This is a genomic window from Gracilibacillus sp. JCM 18966 (assembly GCF_055392695.1).
This window is the reverse complement of record NZ_AP043883.1, coordinates 4,147,829-4,167,278: the sequence shown is the minus strand read 5'-3', so window position 1 is coordinate 4,167,278 and position 19,450 is coordinate 4,147,829. Positions and strand designations below refer to the sequence as shown.

The window sequence follows — 19,450 nt, the reverse complement described above, 5'->3', positions numbered from 1 at the left end:
ACTATATATTATACTTGGATTCAGTTAGTGATTAATCAATCACTAAAAAGAAGGAGGAAGAACAAATGGAAGTAGCAATGGTTCTAGGCGCAACTGGCGGTGTAGGGGCTGCTATTACAAATGAATTAGACATTAGAGGAGTGAAGTCTATCCTTTTTGGCCGTTCAAAGGAAAAATTGGAACAATTAAAATCGAAACTCCATCATCCACATTTGTTCACATTGGCAGTTGGGGATGCAATGAAGACAACAGATCTCGAAAAAGCAGGGATAAATGCAGATGTTATTTTCCATTGTGCAAATGTTCCCTATCACAAAATGGAGGAGCAGTTACTAGACCTTGGGGAAAGTGTGATGACATTCGCTCATCGGTTCCAAAAGAAAGTAATTGTTGCAGATGGAATATATCCTTATGGAAAAAGAACAATGGCACCGGCAACAGAAGCTCATCCGAAAAATCCGCATACAAGAAAAGGGAAGGTAAGATTAGATTATGAAAATTTAGTCTTCGATAATCGCTTTGCTAATGCAATGCCAATGATAGTAAGATTGCCAGATTACTATGGTCCAACAGCTAATGATGCTTCTTATTTAGGAATGACGATGAAGGATATCGCAAGAAATAAATCCACTTTTTTCCTTGGAAATATGAGGATACCCCGGGAATTTGTCTATTTACCAGACGCTGCAAAAATGATTCTAGAACTTGCTTATCATGACGATGCTTATCGCCAAAACTGGCATATTCCTGGACCCGGGCTCATTTCAGGAAGGGACATTGTTAAAATTGCACAACAAGTGAATGGATCGAACAAAATAGTTTTACCACTTGGAAAATTTAGTCTTTCTATCTTGGGGTTGTTTCAGCCTGTCATGAAGGAAGTAGTGGAAATGCTCTATTTAACAGAAGAACCTTTTGTACTAAACGGAGAAAAGACAAAGAATAAATTGGGTAGCATCCCTCAAACCCCATTTGAACAAGGCATTAGTGAGACAATTTATGCATTAAAGAGAGGTAGAATTCACCCTTAGTAATTGATCAATCAATAACTGCCCTTATTTACTAATTGTCATCATGAAGTGGAATCTGCTATGATTAGAGTAGAAACGAAAAGTAGTAAAAATATACTAGAAAAAGGGGGCTGGTGACATTGAAAAAGAAAATATTATCTTTATTTTTACTATTATTTGTATTAGTTGCCTGTACACAAAATGAAGAGGAACAAGTAGGGAAGGCGCAGGAAGAAACCGATTCAGAGAATAAAGTAGAGCAAACTACAGACGATCCCAAACAAAATCAAGATCCAACTGATCAAGAAGAGCAACAACTAGAGGAAGATGGAGTAAGTGTGCCGTCAAATGAAGAACAAGCAGGTGAAAATACAGATGGCTCTGAAAAACCTTCTGATAAAGAAGAAAATACAGAAATAACAGAGGACGTCGCCATAAATAAAGTGAAAGAACACTTGCAAATTGGAGCAAATAGCGAAATTAATGTCGTTGTCGACCATTTGGACGAGAATGGAAATTATGTGATCCAAGTGTACGAATCCGTATCCAATGGAGACGTTAGTCATACAGCTACAATGGGCTGGTATATTGTGAATAAAGAAAATGGAAGTATAGAAGAAATGATGTAATCAATCTGGAGGCATCGCTACTAAGCGATTGCCTTTTTTAATGTACATTTGATCACTACTTAAATTTTTGAAAAGGCACCATTGTATCTCGCTAAAATTCGCTTTTCTCCCAATAAAAAATATCAAAATTTGTACAGATAACTTTGTCCGGCCATTTCACTACTTTACATGTGAAGTGGTATTTTTTAATCTATGATCCTATGAATATAGGTCTTTTTATTCGTACGTACATTTTTATTTTTTTGTTGAAAATAGCGATAACTTGTTGTATCCTATTGTTAATCTATGAATATATTTTTATACATAAATAGTTTATGAACTTAACAATTAAGTAAACTATAAAAAGGTATTTTCTGAATATATAAAATTCAATTAATTAATAAATTAATCATACATATTATGTAAGCGAATTCAATCTTATTTTTACTATTTGAAAGGGGGGATGCAATACTTCAGTAATTAGTAATGGTAAGACCTGTAAGATCTAAACTATGGAAAGGAGTGGAAATGTGAAATCACTTTTCTCTAAGGCTTTTTTATTATTTCTTGCAATGATCATTATTCCGTCAACAGTAGGTGCTAGTATGAAGGATAAAAATAGTAATAAACCAGAACAATCCTTGAAAGGTCCTCCAGCAAATTTTGAAGATGTATCTGTACATGACCCTTCGATCATTAAGGAGGGGGATACGTATTATGTATTTGGGACGCATATTGAAGCGGCGAAGTCAAAGGATTTGATGAGCTGGGAGAGATTCACTAATGGTTATACAACACCGAATAATGCACTTTATGGAGACCTTTCAGAAAACTTGGCAGGATCCTTCGAGTGGGCAGGGGAGGATGATGCCGATAGTGCAGGTGGATTTGCCGTATGGGCGCCTGATATTTTTTACAATAAGGATTACGTCAATGAGGATGGCTCCAAAGGGGCTTATATGATTTATTATAGTGCATCCTCAACGTATATACGCTCTGCGATCGGTTACGCTGTATCAAAGGAGATTGAGGGTCCGTATGAATATGTGGATACAGTCGTTTATTCTGGATTTACTGAGCATGAGGCATATGATAACAATAGTGATGTAAATAAACAGTGGGAAAACACGAATATTCAACCTATGATTGAGGAAGGAACATTAACAGCAGAAAATCAAAATTGGTTTAATAGTGATGGTTCCTATAATAATGCGATGTATCCGAATGCTATTGATGCCAACTTATTCTATGACGAGAATGGCAAGCTATGGATGACGTATGGCTCATGGTCTGGAGGTATTTTCTTACTAGAGGTTGATAAAGAAACGGGTCAATTGATTCATCCTGGAGAAGATGGACAAACAAAGGATGGTAGAATGATTGATCGCTATTTCGGCACGAAAATAGCTGGGGGTTATACTAAATCTGGAGAAGGACCATACATTGTCTATAACCAAGAAACAGGCTACTACTACCTATACGTAACGTATGGATGGTTAGGCGCTGATGGGGGCTATAATATGCGTGTATTCCGCTCCGAAAATCCAGATGGGCCTTATCTAGATGCAAAGGGACAAGATGCGGTACTACCAGGTAATGTATCTAATCATACTTATGGAAATAAAATAATGGGGAATTTCTTATTTGATCAAAAAGTAGGCGACCCTGGAGAAGGAGAGGGCTTCGGCTATAAATCTCCTGGTCATAATTCGGTTTATGTAGATGAAGAAACAAACGAGCAACTTTTAGTCTTCCATACCCGTTTTCCTAATCAAGGGGAAGCACATGAAGTAAGGATTCACTCCATTTTCATGAATGAAGAGGGATGGCCAGTTGTTTCACCTTTCCGCTATACTGGTAAGCAATTAGAAAAGGTGAATAGAAAAGACATTGCTGGAATCTATAAATATATCAACCATGGTAATGAATATTCTGGCGAGATAGTAAAATCAGAGTATATAACCTTGCACAAAAATAACAAAGTAACAGGTGCCGTAGAAGGTAGCTGGAAAAAAACAAGCCACAATCAAGCGGAATTAACACTGGATGGTCAAACATATAAAGGGGTATTCGCTCCACAGTGGGATCCAGCAGCTGAAAAATATGTGATGACCTTTACTGCATTATCTGATGAAGGAATAACCGTTTGGGGTAGTAAACAAGAAAACAGATCTGATGAAGAGGTAGTTCAAGCAATTGTGGAGGATCTAGATCTTGGGAACACATCAGAGGTGGTTAGTCATTTAGTGCTTCCAACCGAGGGCACGACAGGGGCTGTCATTGAATGGCAAACATCCGATGAATCGGTGATTACGAATACAGGTGAGATTCATCGACCATCTGCAGATGAAGGGCCATCTACAGCAACATTAACAGCTACGATCACAAAAGGAAGTGAGTCAGCAACAAAGTCATTTGATATTACGGTATTGCCATATCAGGATGCATCGATGACGAGCCATTTTTCTTTTGATGGTAGTTTAACAGATCAGCATGGTGATTTTGGTAGTGGGACGGTCACTGGTGATCGACTCACGAATACTGGTGGATCTATCTCCTACGAGCAAGGGGTAGCTGGAGAGGCTGTCTATTTTGATGGGGAATCTGGTATTTTATTACCTGATGATCTTATTACAAGTCATGAGTACTCCGTTTCCTTTTGGGTGAAACCAGAACAGCTGACCACTTATACGACCACCTTCTTTGGTGGAACAGCCGATAGTTGGCTTAGTTTAGTTCCGAAAGGACCAACTGGTGATAATACAATGCTTTGGTCTGGGGAAGCTTGGTATGATGCACCTGCTAGCTATCAAATCAAAACAAATGAGTGGACACATGTCGCATTTACGGTTAGCAATGGAACGGTTAAGCTCTATCTAAATGGAAAAGAGGAATTTTTAGGAGCTAATTTCCCTGATATTTTCACCAATGCTGAGGCAGATTTTGGTCTAGCAGTGAATCATTGGGATTCACCATTTAAAGGTGCTATCGATGATTTACGTATTTATCAAGGAGAACTATCGCCAAATCAACTAGACGAGCTTAGTCAATCATAAAAACAAAGGATCGATGGAGCCCCCATCGATCCTTTTGCTTATTTTTGTTTTTTTAATTCTTCTCCATTTTTGCCTTGGTAACGTAGTCCCCAGCCAGTAAGTGCCGCGACAAGCATGACAATAACGAGGAACCATCCTTGAAAGACGAAGGGGAATACGGAAGTAGGTGCAACGATAGGCAACCACTCATACGTATCCTTCATCATCGTAATCGTAGACCAGCCGAGTAAAACTGGCGCTCCCCAAGGAAAAATATAACCTAATGCAGAAGTGACCGCATCTAGCATATTTGCCCGTCGATAGCGATGGATATGGTATTTTTCTCCGATTTCTTTAACGAAAGGTGCTGCAGCAATTTCAGCAGCAGTATTAATCGTAATCGCACTGTTGAGTAATGCGACAATACTCCAGATGGCAAGTTCTGCTCTTCTTACAGAGTTTTTAATCCATTTTACTAAGGTTTTAGTTATAACCTCCATTGTCCCACCAAGCTTAAGAAGATGGGCAGCAGCGACGATTAATAGAATAAGGATGGCCATATTAATATAACCACTAATACCGTCTATTAAGGCGCCTTCGACAATGCTATCAGAATCAGGATTAAAGCTTAGAATATCACCAATAGAACCAATTGGGAACAGAGCAATCGTCCCGACTGCTACTAGAATCCCCCAGGTCAGTGATGTAATAATATGATGTCCTGAAAGAGCTAAGATTAAAACAATCGCAAATGGAATCAGCATTACTAAGCCAGTAGGACTTGTTGTAGATTCAATACTCGCCTGATTTTCTATGGTGCCTCCACCACCAAAAATGATGAATAAAAGGAGTGTCGGGATAGCGGCAGCAATTGCATATTTGAATCGACTACGAACAACACCCGGGACATCTGCATCTTGTGTAGTAGCAGAAACAATTGTCGTGTCGGAAACAGGTGCTAAGTTATCACCAAAAACCGCTCCTGCCAATATCGCAGCAAATAGAATCGTTGGGTCAGCTCCCGTTGCAACCCCTGCTGGATACATTAAAGTACAGAAAGCAACTGTAGTACCATACCCTGTTCCGACTGCGGTAGAAAAAACCGCTGCAAGCACAAATGTCATGCCAACAAATAATCCACCAGTAAATCCAGTAATCGATCCAATCCATACTAAGCCCTCTACTAAACCACCTACCTGCAGGACTTGTGCAAACATCCCTGCATAGAACCATGCAACCATTGCTACAACTCCAATTGGTTGCGCAAGTCCGTCAAATAACCCCTGTGCATAATCAGCCCATTTACTTTTACAGAAAAATAATCCTAGTGTAATACCGAATACAGCTCCAAGCACTAAGCCGATTTCAGATGATAATTGAAGAACACTTGTTGTGATGGCCCAAATAACAAAAAACAATAAAGGAATGGCAGCACCCAATGGGCCAAGACGAAAGGTTAGCTGATTTATTTTTCGATCACCTGTTGTGCGTGCCAAATTTTCTTGTGACATGTATTTCCCTCCTTATAACCAAACCTGCTCTATATTATTCTATCTTAGAAGAAACTATTAAAAAAACAGATAACGTGTAACATTGTACCATAATCAGCTTTAAAGATAAAAACAGAATAGAATGCTAGTTTTTGGTTCTATTATTCGGGAATCTAGCATATAATCGTAATGATTACGTTTTAATAAAAAAATGGAAGGAGAAGCTATGAAAAGAAACCTGTCCTCTCTTACGATTGATAGTTGTCTCTTGTTATTATTTGCGGCTGTTGTTTGTCTTGTTAGTCTTAATCCAAACAACAGCGTTTTTCAAATACCTGATTCCTTTTATCAAATGAATACGATCTTTCTTAGTATATTAATTGAGGCGCTGCCATTTGTTTTAATAGGTGTGTTGATTGCTGGTTTTATTCAAATGTTTATTACGGAAAATCAATTGAAGCGATGGATACCAAAAAACAAATATGCTGCGATTTTAATGAGCTGTGTCGTTGGGGCATTATTTCCAGCGTGTGAATGTGGAATTGTTCCTATTGTTCGTAGATTAATTGCTAAAGGTGTACCACTTTTTGCGGGGATTGGTTTTCTTCTTACAGGTCCTTTGATCAATCCGATCGTCATTTTTTCTACCTATATGGCATTCGGAAATGACCTAGAAATTGCTTTACTACGTATGGGAATTGGTTTTATTGTAGCACTTATTATCGCATTTATCATCAGCCTTCTCTATCGAACCAATCAATTAAAACAAGAAGCTGTCCATACAACCACTCAGACTAATTATGAGACAAGCCTTCTAACCAAAGCAAGAAAAACATTGCTTCATGCGGTAGATGAATTTTTTGATATGGGCAAATATTTAATTATTGGAGCATTTCTCGCCGCTTTTGTTCAAGTATATGTATCCACCAAGCTACTTGTCTCGATTGGGGACGGGCCGTTCACTTCCTTATTCGTTATGATGGGATTAGCCTATTTCCTTTCCCTATGCTCGGAGGCGGATGCTTTTATCGGTTCCTCGTTCAGCAATATTTTTCCGAAGGGTGCCATACTCGGTTTTCTTGTCTATGGACCGATGATTGATCTAAAAAATACGTTCATGATGCTAAGTGTGTTCAAAGCACGATTTGTCTTTGCTTTTGTCATGATCGTAACAGTCATTGTATTTATCAGCATCAGCTGCTGGCAACTCTTATTTTAATGGAGGGGAGGTAGATGAAAATAAATGTCCAGCAATTAGTACGAGCGATCATCCTTTTCTTGTTTGCATTTTTTATTTATCGATTACATCATAGTGGGGAAATACTACAGCTCATCAATCCGAAGTACGAGACGCTAAGTATGATAGGGGCTACCATTTTCTTCGTTCTGTCTTTCGTGCAGCTTTTTCGCATTTTCTCAGTATCAAGTAACCATATCCATTGTGAGCATACAGATCATCGACACGATCATGGTGACAAGCCGATAAATATCAAAAAAGTAATCAGCTATCTCATCATCCTTTTTCCATTAGCAACGGGCTTCCTTCTACCATTTGCAACATTAGATGCTTCCATTGCTAAGAATAAGGGGGCAACACTTTCCTTAAGGAACCAAGGAGAAAGAGAGGTTGAATCTGCGCCTCTACCTACGAATGATCCAAATCAAATAGATCCAAATGTTTATAAGAATAAGGTTTCAAAAGAGGAGTATGAGTGGATACAACAGGATTTGTTCCATCAACCCCATCTGAAAATGGAAGATACCCTGTATGCCCTCATCTACCAAGAGGTCACACAAAATATAAATATGTTCAATGGGAGAAAAATCACCTTAAATGGTTTTGTTTATCGAGAGCAAGACTTTGCATCCAATCAGCTAGTTATTGGTAGATTTTTGATCACACATTGTATAGCAGATGCAGGCTTGATCGGCTTTTTAGCAGAATTTGATCAGGAAATGACGGTGAGTGAGGATACGTGGATGGAGGTGACAGGAACAATTCGTCTAACGGAATACCAGGGCACGTCCATCCCTTTACTAGAAATAGAGGAATACCAGACAATCGATCAACCAGAGCAGCCCTATGTCTATCCACTAAATATACAAGTTCTAGGAGGAGGGTAGGGGACTTGTCTTAAAATGGCTTCAGTATCATCATTATAATAATAAACAGTAGCAACGTGTTTTCCACATATTCTGTACGTAGTAGCTTTTGAACATGATCGGCATAAGATTCTGGTACATCGTCTCCCTTATGTGTTTTCAGCATCTCATTAATCGGTGCTGCATATTTTTTTAATAACGTTGGTCCAAGTCCAATTGCAATAAAATAGAGCGTTAAGCTTGTCAAATACCAGCCTTGTTTAAATAAAATTGGATGGATGAACCCCATCAGCAGCCCTGTGACTAACAGTAGAATGCCACCTGTCATGACGAATACATGAATTCTCTTTTTTAACCTAAAAGCATAACGAATTTCATCCATCGTTTTCGCCGACTTAATTATTTTTGTTAATACAAAGCCAGGCCCGATGCCAACAATCGCAGATATGATATGAATCAGTACTAGTATTGGATAGATGGATTCCATCTTGATCACCCTCTTAATAAATTGCCAGAGTTGCAAAAATAATTGGGAACTCGCAAAAAAGTAGCTGAAGTTGCAAAAATAATTGGGAACTCGCAAAAAAGTAGCCGAAGTTGCAAAAATAATTGGGAACTCGCAAAAAAGTAGCCGAAGCTGCAAAAATACTCGGGAACTTGCAAAAAAGTAGCCGAAGTTGCAAAAATAATCCAGAATCTCGCAAAATAGCAGTGGAGCTCGAATATGTAAAAATCGCAAACAAAATATTTTGCTTGCGATCTTGAAATAAGATTATCGATTTTTTAGATAGATGTCAAATAGTTAAGCCATTCTTATGCATAGACGAGCTCGCGTGCTAGACGATCACAGAATTTTTCACAGCGCAAATAGTCATCATTTTGTGGAGTAAGTTCGACCTTTAAGGTGACAGCAAGATTTGTTTGCACATAAAGCATGTCACGGAAAATATCAACAGCACCACAGAAATATGGATAGAAGCTATCACCGGTTCCGAACACACCTGTGGTCACATGTTTCATATCTTCCTGTTCAAATGCTTCAAAAAGGTCTTCCATTTCAAGCGGTAATTCTCCATTATCCCACGAGTATGTTCCCACTGCTATCATGTCGTATTCTTTCAGTGTACTAAAATCACATTCATCCACTAGTAGGAGATCTGTTTCGATATCACGTGCTTCCATTTTTTCATGAATGATTTCAGCTAGGGTAGATGTATTTCCTGTTACAGATGTATAGATAATGGCTGCTTTCATTGGTGAAACCTCCTTGTTATAAAATGATCGCCTAGATAAAAAATCCCTTATAGTTCATCAAAACCATTAGATGAGGAAACCTTTGTATACGTACGAGATTTTTGCTCGAAGAAATCTGATTTGGTTTCATTCATCATTTCATCACTAAAAACATGAATCCATGCCATCGGATTTTCGCGGTCTGGATAATAATTATCAAGTCCAATTTGGCGGAAACGTTTGTTAGCCAAATATTCTACATAGCCATGGAATTCTTCCAGATTAATTCCATCGATGTCCTTTAAAATATAGTCTGCCCATTCCTTCTCTAATTGAACAGCATGATCGATTGTTTTGTAAACAAAATCAATATTTTCTTTTGTATTTAACTCCGGATTTTCCGTAAGTAGAATGCGCACAAATTGTGAAACGAAATAAGCATGCTGCATTTCGTCACGTTGGATATAGCTAATCATTGTACTTGTTTTTAACATTTTTTGTTGACGAGCTAAATGATAGAAGAAGGCAAATCCTGCATAGAAATAAATACCTTCTAAGTTAATGGAGTTAATCGCTAGCTCAAAAAGACGCTGAGGTGTTGGATTATCTCGGAAAGCATCATAGCTATCTAAAATGAGTTGATTTCTTTTTCGAACAATTGGGTCATCCTTCGCTTGGTTAAAGCGATCGTTTTGCTCTCGTAATGGTACAAGTGAGCTAAGGATATAAGAATAGGATTCATTGTGTACAGCCTCTTGTTGGGCAATAACGGCAAAAATTGATTTGAAGCTAGAGTCTGTTACATAGTCCATTACATGTGTCATTGTCGGTGTTTGTAGGCTGTCGAGTGATGCCAATTGTGTATTAATACGTAGGAAAACATCTTTTTCCGTTTCACTTAAATGATCCCATTGTTTAATATCATCCTGCATATTAATTTCTTGTGCCTTCCAAAAATTAGACAATAATGTTTGATACAAATCATACATTTGTGGATAAGCAATATCGTTCCAGTTTAATAGTCCTGATGATTCCCCATTAATGATCCCTGTTGCTTTATTCGGATATGTCGGATTAAGTAGCTTTATTTTCGTTAAAGTTTCGTCTGTTTTTGCCATGATGATAGTGCCTCCTTTTTCATATCAATCAGTAGAAAAGCGAAGCCATAACAATTAGCTATGGCATGCTTCACATTCTTCTATCTCTGTTTGTGATGTACTACGAACATAATAGGTTGTTTTTAATTTATTTTCCCATGCACTAATGTGTAGGTTGAGTAAATCCTTTGCCTTTATATCGTGGCGCACATAGAAGTTAAAGCTAATCGCTTGGTCGATATGGCGTTGTCTCTTAGCGTTTTGTTTAATACTCCATACTTGATCAAGCTCATGGCGTGCGCGGCGGTAATAGTTATACGTGACGTGGTCTAAATCAGGTGCAGTTACTTTAAATTTAAAGTTTTTCTTTTCCTCTGCATACTCTACTGCATATAATGGATCAATTCCATCTGTTGATCCGCCGATTTTTGCAGTGGAGGAGTTTGGTGCTACAGCCATCAACCAGCCATTGCGTATCCCATTTTCGGCAACTTCTTCACGTAGTTGCTTCCAGCGATCAGAGTGATAATCTCTACGATCAAAATAAACACCTGATTGCCATTCAGAACCTTCAAATTCAGAATAAGCTCCTTTTTCTTTCGCTAATTCCATGGATGCTTTAATCGTATAATAAGCAATATCTTCATATACTTTATCAGCATAGTCTACCGCTTCCTCAGATTCCCAATGGATGCTTTCTAATGCTAATAGATGATGCCAGCCAAAAGTTCCTAAACCAACTGCACGATATTTTTTATTCGTTGCCTGTGCTTGCCCAACCGAAATAGTATTCAAGTCAATAACATTATCTAACATTCTGACCTGGATGCTGATGAGACGCTCTAATACTTTCTCGCGCACCGCATTTGGTAAGTTAATAGAGGATAAATTACACACAACGAAATCACCAGGCTTACGGACAATCACAATATTGCCATCTTCATCTTGGTATTCTTTTGAAATAGTAGTTGGTGACATGTTTTGCGCAATTTCCGTACATAGGTTACTACAATAAATAGACGTTTTACCGATTCCGCGCTTATGCTTGTTTGGATTTTGACGGTTTACCTCATCACGGTAGAACATATATGGTGTACCTGTTTCTAATTGTGCTACCATAATACGTGCCATAATATCCATCGCACGATACGTTTTTCTAGGAAGTAGTGGATGATTCACGGCCTCCCAATATTTCTCGGTAAAATATTTATGATCTTTTTCATCATAGAAATCTTCTAACCCAAGCGGGTTACCAGCTTCGTCCTTCCAGCCCATTATTTGCTTCACTTGGTGTGGACAGAAGGTATGCCATTCCCCAATACTTTTTCCATTCGCATCTTTTTCTTGTAGTTGCTCCATAAATAAGTCAGGAATCGCAACACCTGTAAAAATATCATGTGCCTTACGGCGTTCATCCCCATTATTTGTTTTCAGATCTAAAAATCCATTCATAATATCCTTATGGAAAACGTCTAGGTAAATAGCGACAGCACCTTGACGTTGACCCAGCTGATCAACACTCACTGCCGTATCGTTAATCAGACGAATCCAAGGAACAACACCAGAGGAATTCCCTTTGAATTTTTTAATATCTGATCCTAGTGCACGAACCTTGCCATAATAGATACCAATTCCTCCACCATCCTTACTCAGGCGGGCGATATCCCAGTTATTAAGATAGATACCATCTAAGGAATCATCTACTGTATCAATAAAGCAGGAAGATAGCTGGCCATAGCTTTTCCCGGCATTAGATAATGTTGGAGTAGCTACTGTCATATAGAGATGGCTTAGAGCCCAGTATGCTTCCTTAACGAAGTCAATACGTTTTTCTTTTGGTTCGTTTTTCATTAATGTCATCGCAATAATCATGAAGCGCTCTTGTGGTAGCTCGTATAAATTACGGTCATGATCACGTGCCAAATATCGATCAGCCAAAAGGAAGAGTCCAATATAATTGAATAATTTATCTCTGTCTGGCACAATGGCTTTATGTAATTCGTCCATTTCCTCTTTAGAATAGCTAGCTAATAATTCAGGATTGTAAATACCTTTATCGGTTAATGCTTGGATAAGGGAATAGAAATCACCATATTTTTCTGTTTCAGAAAAGCTTCGATTTTTAGCTGCTTCCTGGTATAATTGAGTTAAATGTAAGTGTGCCGCTAGAAACGTCCAGTTTGGTTGATCCATGGAGATTCTGTTCAAAGAATAGAATAGTGCTTCCTGTGTTAATTCATCATGAGATTTCATGGATTCGTTAATTTTACTTTGAATATCCTTTGTGTCTAGACCATATTTTTCTGTCGCCTCTTCCAGTGCTTTTGAAACACTTTGCTTCATTGATTGAACTTCTGTTGTCATAAGAAAACCTCCATATACATAATAAAAGCGCCCATATCAGAGCGAAAATATCATTATCTTTTTAAAAGAAAGAATTATAAATAATACAATATATTGATGAATTTCTTTGTTTTTTAACTATATATTGTATTCTATCTTAAAATGTTCTTTTTTACAATAGAAAAAACTCGGGAAAATATTAAGCTTAATAGAAAAGATAGTGCTAATAGTTGATATAGAGATATTTATCTCCATAACAGGACTTTTTTCCTGTTTTTTATAGTGATAAAATAAGGAATTTTATGTGTTTTAATGAACGATAAAAATAATTATAAGCCCCAATAGAGTATATCGTCCAATTAAAAAAGTTGTTTAATTATGATATTTTTAATAGATAGAAATTGATAGGAGTGATAGCATGGCGACATTTGATGATTTTATGAAACTGGATCTACGAATAGGAACAATTCTGGAGGCAGAGCCATTTACGGAAGCAAGAAAACCAGCCATCAAACTAAAAATTGATTTTGGGGAACAATTAGGGATCAAACAATCATCTGCTCAAATTACCAAACGCTATACCCCTGAAAGATTAATCGGTAGACAAATAGCTGCTGTAGTCAATTTTCCATCAATGAGAATAGCAGGGTATAAGTCAGAGGTTCTCGTATTAGGTGGAGTGCCAAATGATACAGATGTTGTTCTTCTGCATCCTGATGAGGAAGTAGAGAATGGAACAAAAATTTCATAAAATCCGATAGCGAAGGGACTCCTTTTATAGAAAAGGAGTCTTTTTGTTTGGTTTATTATTCTTAAAGGCAAATATATATTGCAAAATGTAATGTGTTGAATTATAATAAAAGAAAAACATGGAGGAATGAAGATGCTATTTCGCAAAAAACGTTATCAAGATGAGCGAGTAACAGCGGAACAAAATAGGATTTATCGAGAAATTTATTTATTAATATATGTAATTTGTTTTTTATCTATTGTTTATAAGTTCATTATGAATGGGGAGATTTCATTAAATCTTGTAGGAACGGAGATGTTAATCGTATTAGTTAGCGGAATTTATTATGCGATACGATCAGCTAAGCTTGGACTTTTTTCAGCTGAGGTGGAAATTCACGATCAGAAAAACAAATGGAGCTACCAGTCAAAAACGATTTTCTCAGGAATTGGAATTGGCGTATTGCTTGGTATTATTTTCGGAGTAAATAGTGCCTATCAATATGCAGACAGTCAAATGCAAGCCTATTATTATTTCTTTCTAGTTTTTATCGTCACTCTGATCATTTATATGCCAATTCTATTATTGTTAATGCTTGGAAGCTATTCTGCAGCAAAGAAAAAGAGTGACAAAGTCATAGAGAAGCAGCTAGAGGAATAGGTGAGAGGATGAAAAATTTAAAGCTAAAGATGGCCAGAGCAGAACATGATCTATCACAAGCAGAACTAGCCAAATTAGTCGGCGTCACTCGACAAACGATCGGGCTAATTGAACTAGGTAAGTACAATCCTAGCCTACAATTATGTATAGCGATTTGTCGTACATTAAATAAAACGTTAGATGATTTGTTTTGGGAGGAAGATGGATGAGAGGAAGGGGGGAATCCAAACCATAGGATTGTGACCGCTAGTTAGAAGATGGTTCGGATTTCCAATCTTCCTCGCTTAATTTTCTAAATTTGCTTGATTGTATTCCATGATTACATCATCTCCACCAGCTGCTTTCCAATCCGCAATTGCTTGATCAAAGCCTTCTTCGTCTATTTCGCCTAAGATATAATTGAAGGTTGCATCTGTTATCATCGTATTTAGTTCCTCGCTTTTTAAATCAAAGGTTGCTGAGTCTAACGTAACGGTCGGATTTTTTATAATATATTTTTCATTGTCTTTAAACAACGCTTCTGCTTTTTCTCTTGCTTCTAATGGAAAGGCGCCTTCATAGCGTCCGTTTGTATCAGACTCGCCAATTTCAAGTGTTTGATAGGGGATAACTTCTCGCTCAAGCTTCCCGCTATCCTCGATAGCAAGTGCTCTCCCGTTCTCTAACGTGTAATGCTCCCCCTCTATTCCCCAATAAACGATATTCGCAACCTCAGGCTCCATCATCTTGTCAAAAAAGGCCAAAATTGTTTTTAATTCCTCCTCTGTTTCGACAGAAGACTTTGGAAAGAAATAGGGATGATTGTATCCTGGAATACTCCATATTTGATATTCTCCATGAGGTCCTTTTATTTGGTTATGGACATCCAGCTCCATTTCCGGATTTATCGCTACACCGTCACTGTATAAAGCACTAACATCACACATACAGCCGATATAAGCTCCAGCTTTCCCCGATTTAATCATATCCTGCTGATCCGGTTTACTCGTAACCGGGAAGTCTTGATTAATATAGCCTTTCTCATGTAATTGCCTCATAAATTGTAGTGTTTCCTTATATGCTGGGAACATAAATGCGGGAAGTAGCTCCCCATCTTTTTCTCCCCATTCATTCGGTGTATTAAACCAAGAGGCGATCGTGTTAAAGGAACCATATGCTAGATCACCGCGATCAGCCAAACCGATTGTATCATCTTTGCCGTTGCCATCAGGGTCATTCTCGGTAAATTGCTTCAGCATATTAAAAAATTCTTCGGTAGTTTGTGGTGTGGATAACCCTAGATTATCTGCCCAATCCTTTCGGTAGATAATGCCTTGTCGAGACAATGGGCGCCCTTGATAGAGAGCATACAGCTTTCCATCCACTCTTGTATTATCTAAAATTTCCTTCTTTAGCTTCTTTAAATTTTCAAATTCATCAAGGTAGGGCTCAATCTCCCAAAACTGTCCATCCCTTATTGCTTCTTTAAAGTTCCCTTCGATAGGTATGTTCGCAACCTCTGGCATATTGCCGGTTGCAAAGGCTGTACTCATACGATCTTGATAATTACTAGCAGGCACATACTGAAGGTCTAATTGAACGCTTGTTAATTCTTCTATTTTTTCTTCGATTTTGGGATCGGGTGTTTCGGCTGTATGGAGTGGTGTTAATATTGTAATTTCTGAGTCTTCTTTTGACTCCTCCTGTGTAGTGCGATCATTTTGGTTACACCCAATTAACATCATTCCGAGAAGAATAAAATAAATAAAAATCCTCACCTTACATTTCATCAAAACAGCCCCTTTTAAAAAAATACTCCCTAAATATATATGTTTGGTAGAATCTTTTTATCCTTGCTAGCACACAGCCCCCTCGATGGCAAAAAAAAGAAAGAAGACAAATCTAGTCCTCTTTCTGTTCATACTGAATCGCATGTAGTCTTGCAAAAACACCATCTCGAGCTAATAATTCTTGATACGTGCCTTCTTCTGCAATGCCGTCCTTCGTTACAACAACTACACGATCGGCATCCCGAATGGTAGCAAGTCTATGAGCAATGACAAGTGTTGTACGGTTTTCTGCCAGTTGATCTAAGGATTGTTGAATTAATCTTTCTGTCTCCGTATCTAGGGCAGAAGTCGCCTCATCTAAAATGAGAATCGGTGGGTTTTTAAGAAATGTTCGCGCAATGGCTAAACGCTGCTTCTGACCACCAGAAAGCTTCAAGCCGCGCTCACCAATTTGAGTATCATATCCTTCAGGTAGACTGGCAATAACCTCATCTAAGTGTGCCTTTTTAGCGGCTTCAATAATTTCTTCCTCTGTCGCCTCTTTCTTGCCATACGCGATGTTTTCCCGTACAGTACCGGTAAATAGAAAGACATCCTGTTGAACAATTCCAATTTGATCACGCAATGACTTTTTAGTCATCTTCCGAATGTCGATTCCATCAATGGTGATTGATCCACTATCCACATCATAAAATCTAGGAATAAGGGAACAAATCGTCGTTTTTCCTGCACCAGATGGCCCCACAAATGCAACGGTCTCACCAGGGTTAACCTTTAAGCTAATATCCTTTAAGACACGCTGATACTGATCATAGGAAAAATCGACATGTTGGAATTGAATATTACCAGATAAACTAGCTACATCAACGGCATCAGGAGCGTCGACAATTTCCGGATCCTTGGCAAGAAGCTCACGGAAACGACGGAACCCTGCCATGCCCTTTGGATAGAGCTCTAACAATGCACTGATTTTATCAACTGGTTTAATCAAAACATTAGTGTAAAGCACAAAGCTAACTAACTCGCCATAGGAGAGCTTGTTATGAAGACTTAACCATGCACCAACAACTAGGACGATTAAAGTAAGAAATCTTGTCATCATATAAATGCTGGAATGCGTTCCTGCCATTACCTTGTATGCTTTAATCTTTGCTTTACGGAACAGGCCATTGTCTTTTTTGAAACGATTAATTTCAAACTCCTCGTTAGTAAAGGATTGAACGACACGAACACCAGAAACGGCATCCTCCACTCGTCCATTAACATCCGCGATTTTGCCATACATTTGATGCCATGCCTTATTCATTGCCATATTACAATAGGTAACTAATACAACAAGCAGTGGAACAATGACTAGTGCGATGACAGCAAGTGTCGGATTAATCGTAAACATAATTCCAAAAGCCCCAGCGAATGTCATTACTGCAATAAAGGCATCCTCTGGTCCATGATGCGCAAGCTCGCCGATATCGAATAAATCATTCGTGATCCGACTCATAATATGTCCTGTTTTTGTATTATCAAAAAAACGAAAGGACTGACGTTGTACATGAACAAATAATTCCTCACGCATATCTGTTTCAATATTTATTCCAAGCTTATGTCCAAGATAGCTCACAATAAATTGAAGGAAGGTACTCAATAAATAAACAGCAAACAGGAGAATACAGACAGTCAGAATGACGTTCCAGCTACCCTCTAACAACAAATCATCGATCAGCCATTGTACAGCAAGCGGGAATGCAAGCTCTAGAATAGCTACAATGATTGCACTCGTAAAATCAATCATAAATAGCCGTTTATGTGGTTTATAGTAAGAAAAAAATTGCTTTAACATGTGAATGTGTACTCCTTTATAGATATTTGGCTTCACATATTATAGCAGAAAATACCGAAATATGATGGGAAAAGGGTTCGATGTAATCTAAAAAAGAAAATTTCTTTTCCGTCCAAGCTTTCCGCCTTTTGTGTATTTTTGTGGAATGACTTCAATCTGATCCATCTGAAGGGTATAATCATAGTCAACCGCCATGAACAATCGATAAAGTATCCAGAAACCAAACAGTATTTGCCCAATGAACAAAATGACAAAAAGGAGACCATCCGTAAATCCAGCCATAATCAGATATATAACCTGAAGTAAAAGCAATGGCCAATGCTTTAATAAAACAATCATACTACCAGTTAAAATCCCGATAATCATAAACATCTCCATATCCATTCTCTTTTCACCACCTTTTATGCTTACTATCCCCAAAATAGCTTTTATTTTGCATAGAGATCCCGTTTTTTACAATGATTCTTACGTGATGGAGTAGCAATACAGCAATATAGAAGAAACGAAGAATAACAACAGATGGTAGAGTAAAGATAAAAGGAGGTTGTCTGTTTGAACAAACCAAAGGGAGAATTCAAAGGTGGAAATAACATTGCACTAAAAATTCCTAAATATCAATACAGCGAGACAGTCCATTTTTATAAAGAAGTCATCAAGCTACCCTATTTGGGCAATATGGCCGGATCACATGCCTTTCAATTTGGTGATGTCACACTATGGTTGGATTGTATGGACAATTATTCTAAACAGGATGTATGGCTGGAGCTCCAGACAGACAATGTGAAGGTAGCGGCAGACTATTTGCGTGAGAATCATATTAATAGAAGAGACGAAGTAGAGGTTCACGAGAATTCAGAGGGCTATTGGATTTCAGATCCCTGTGGAACGATTCTTAGAGTTAACCCACAAAAGAAAAATTCTTTGTAGGACGCGCCTATCAATAAGTACGTCCTTTTGAAATAGACAAAGGTTAGCACCCTAAAAGAGGAAAATTTAATCATTTGTCGAATCTAACTAGAAGAACATCGTAAGACCTACTAATGGTAGTAGTCATATCTTATCTAGGAGTTGATGCCTAATATGAACAGAATTAATCTTATTACTTTAGGTGTAAAGGATATTGGGGAATCGCTGAAGTTTTACCGAGACATAGGTTTTGAAGCATCTGTGACGGGTGACGAGGAAAAGCCTGTTATTGTGTTCTTTAAAAATGAGGGATCAAAGTTAGAGTTATTTCCAATCGAGGAATTGGCAAAGGATATCAACGAAAATCATCCTCCAGAATTGTCAAAAGGGGGATTCTCGGGTATCACGCTTGCTTATAATGCAAAATCTGAAATCGAGGTGAATCATATTTTTCAATTAGTCAAAAAAGTCGGTGCCCAAGTAGTCAAAGAGCCGCAAAATTTATCATGGGGTGGATACGGAGGGTATTTCATTGACCCTGATGGTTATTACTGGGAGGTAGCCTATGGCTCAGTCTGGGAATTCGATGACTCTAACATGTTGATCATTAAAAATTAAAGGCATTCAGC

At 38.0% G+C, this 19,450-nt stretch carries 18 protein-coding genes; 10 read left to right on the top strand and 8 right to left on the bottom strand.

Annotated elements, in window-relative coordinates; all coding sequences use genetic code 11:
• Positions 1 to 65: 65 nt before the first annotated feature.
• From ACZ5N5_RS20210 to ACZ5N5_RS20200, 3 genes are all read left to right on the top strand, one after another.
• Positions 66 to 1,031 (top strand): NAD-dependent epimerase/dehydratase family protein, encoded by a 966-nt coding sequence (locus ACZ5N5_RS20210; protein ID WP_464373005.1) that lies wholly within the window; start codon positions 66 to 68, stop codon positions 1,029 to 1,031.
• A 119-nt stretch (positions 1,032 to 1,150) separates the two neighbouring features.
• Positions 1,151 to 1,639: a hypothetical protein gene (locus tag ACZ5N5_RS20205; RefSeq protein WP_054787161.1), complete on the top strand. Its 489-nt coding sequence runs from the start codon at positions 1,151 to 1,153 to the stop codon at positions 1,637 to 1,639.
• Positions 1,640 to 2,190: 551 nt separating this feature from the next.
• Complete coding sequence (locus ACZ5N5_RS20200) at positions 2,191 to 4,674, top strand: LamG-like jellyroll fold domain-containing protein (RefSeq protein WP_464373803.1); 2,484 nt, start codon at positions 2,191 to 2,193, stop codon at positions 4,672 to 4,674.
• A gap of 38 nt (positions 4,675 to 4,712) precedes the next feature.
• On the opposite strand, the gene ACZ5N5_RS20195 is transcribed toward ACZ5N5_RS20200, so the two are convergent.
• A complete protein-coding gene (locus ACZ5N5_RS20195; RefSeq protein WP_109983750.1) occupies positions 4,713 to 6,164 on the bottom strand; it encodes a Na+/H+ antiporter NhaC family protein in 1,452 nt (483 codons plus the stop codon).
• Positions 6,165 to 6,369: 205 nt separating this feature from the next.
• Here ACZ5N5_RS20195 and ACZ5N5_RS20190 point away from each other — a divergent pair, with 205 nt between their 5' ends.
• Both ACZ5N5_RS20190 and ACZ5N5_RS20185 read left to right on the top strand, forming a co-directional pair.
• Positions 6,370 to 7,362 (top strand): permease, encoded by a 993-nt coding sequence (locus ACZ5N5_RS20190; RefSeq protein WP_464373004.1) that lies wholly within the window; start codon positions 6,370 to 6,372, stop codon positions 7,360 to 7,362.
• Between the two features lie 14 nt (positions 7,363 to 7,376).
• Positions 7,377 to 8,267 carry a TIGR03943 family putative permease subunit gene (locus ACZ5N5_RS20185; RefSeq protein WP_109983748.1) on the top strand — a complete coding sequence of 297 codons (891 nt, stop codon included), beginning with the start codon at positions 7,377 to 7,379 and terminating at the stop codon, positions 8,265 to 8,267.
• A gap of 10 nt (positions 8,268 to 8,277) precedes the next feature.
• Here the strand turns inward: ACZ5N5_RS20185 and ACZ5N5_RS20180 are convergent, their stop codons facing one another.
• From ACZ5N5_RS20180 to ACZ5N5_RS20165, 4 genes are all read right to left on the bottom strand, one after another.
• Positions 8,278 to 8,733, bottom strand: a complete 456-nt coding sequence (locus ACZ5N5_RS20180) for a DUF2269 family protein (protein WP_054787163.1) — start codon at positions 8,731 to 8,733, stop codon at positions 8,278 to 8,280.
• 326 nt (positions 8,734 to 9,059) lie between these two features.
• Positions 9,060 to 9,500 (bottom strand): flavodoxin domain-containing protein, encoded by a 441-nt coding sequence (locus tag ACZ5N5_RS20175; RefSeq protein WP_054787164.1) that lies wholly within the window; start codon positions 9,498 to 9,500, stop codon positions 9,060 to 9,062.
• Positions 9,501 to 9,547: 47 nt separating this feature from the next.
• Positions 9,548 to 10,597, bottom strand: coding sequence for a ribonucleotide-diphosphate reductase subunit beta (locus ACZ5N5_RS20170; protein ID WP_109983747.1), 1,050 nt, complete (start codon positions 10,595 to 10,597; stop codon positions 9,548 to 9,550).
• A gap of 54 nt (positions 10,598 to 10,651) precedes the next feature.
• Positions 10,652 to 12,940: a ribonucleoside-diphosphate reductase subunit alpha gene (locus ACZ5N5_RS20165; RefSeq protein ID WP_109983746.1), complete on the bottom strand. Its 2,289-nt coding sequence runs from the start codon at positions 12,938 to 12,940 to the stop codon at positions 10,652 to 10,654.
• Positions 12,941 to 13,337: 397 nt separating this feature from the next.
• On the opposite strand from ACZ5N5_RS20165, the gene csaA reads away from it, so the two are divergent.
• The 3 genes from csaA (at position 13,338) to ACZ5N5_RS20150 (ending at position 14,518) form a co-directional block, all read left to right on the top strand.
• Positions 13,338 to 13,670 (top strand): chaperone CsaA, encoded by a 333-nt coding sequence (csaA, locus tag ACZ5N5_RS20160; protein ID WP_054787165.1) that lies wholly within the window; start codon positions 13,338 to 13,340, stop codon positions 13,668 to 13,670.
• Positions 13,671 to 13,802: 132 nt separating this feature from the next.
• Positions 13,803 to 14,309 (top strand): DUF6773 family protein, encoded by a 507-nt coding sequence (locus ACZ5N5_RS20155; protein WP_109983745.1) that lies wholly within the window; start codon positions 13,803 to 13,805, stop codon positions 14,307 to 14,309.
• A gap of 8 nt (positions 14,310 to 14,317) precedes the next feature.
• A complete protein-coding gene (locus ACZ5N5_RS20150) occupies positions 14,318 to 14,518 on the top strand; it encodes a helix-turn-helix domain-containing protein (protein ID WP_054787166.1) in 201 nt (66 codons plus the stop codon).
• 75 nt (positions 14,519 to 14,593) lie between these two features.
• Here the strand turns inward: ACZ5N5_RS20150 and ACZ5N5_RS20145 are convergent, their stop codons facing one another.
• From ACZ5N5_RS20145 to ACZ5N5_RS20135, 3 genes are all read right to left on the bottom strand, one after another.
• Entirely contained in the window at positions 14,594 to 16,078 is a 1,485-nt protein-coding gene (locus ACZ5N5_RS20145; protein ID WP_464373003.1) for an extracellular solute-binding protein, read from the bottom strand.
• Between the two features lie 112 nt (positions 16,079 to 16,190).
• Positions 16,191 to 17,915 carry an ABC transporter ATP-binding protein gene (locus tag ACZ5N5_RS20140; protein ID WP_109983742.1) on the bottom strand — a complete coding sequence of 575 codons (1,725 nt, stop codon included), beginning with the start codon at positions 17,913 to 17,915 and terminating at the stop codon, positions 16,191 to 16,193.
• Positions 17,916 to 18,002: 87 nt separating this feature from the next.
• Positions 18,003 to 18,299: a hypothetical protein gene (locus tag ACZ5N5_RS20135; RefSeq protein ID WP_109983741.1), complete on the bottom strand. Its 297-nt coding sequence runs from the start codon at positions 18,297 to 18,299 to the stop codon at positions 18,003 to 18,005.
• 168 nt (positions 18,300 to 18,467) lie between these two features.
• Between ACZ5N5_RS20135 and ACZ5N5_RS20130 the strand changes: the two genes are divergently transcribed.
• Both ACZ5N5_RS20130 and ACZ5N5_RS20125 read left to right on the top strand, forming a co-directional pair.
• Positions 18,468 to 18,842, top strand: a complete 375-nt coding sequence (locus tag ACZ5N5_RS20130; protein ID WP_054787168.1) for a hypothetical protein — start codon at positions 18,468 to 18,470, stop codon at positions 18,840 to 18,842.
• 153 nt (positions 18,843 to 18,995) lie between these two features.
• A complete protein-coding gene (locus ACZ5N5_RS20125; protein WP_109983740.1) occupies positions 18,996 to 19,439 on the top strand; it encodes a VOC family protein in 444 nt (147 codons plus the stop codon).
• The last annotated feature ends 11 nt before the right edge of the window (positions 19,440 to 19,450 follow it).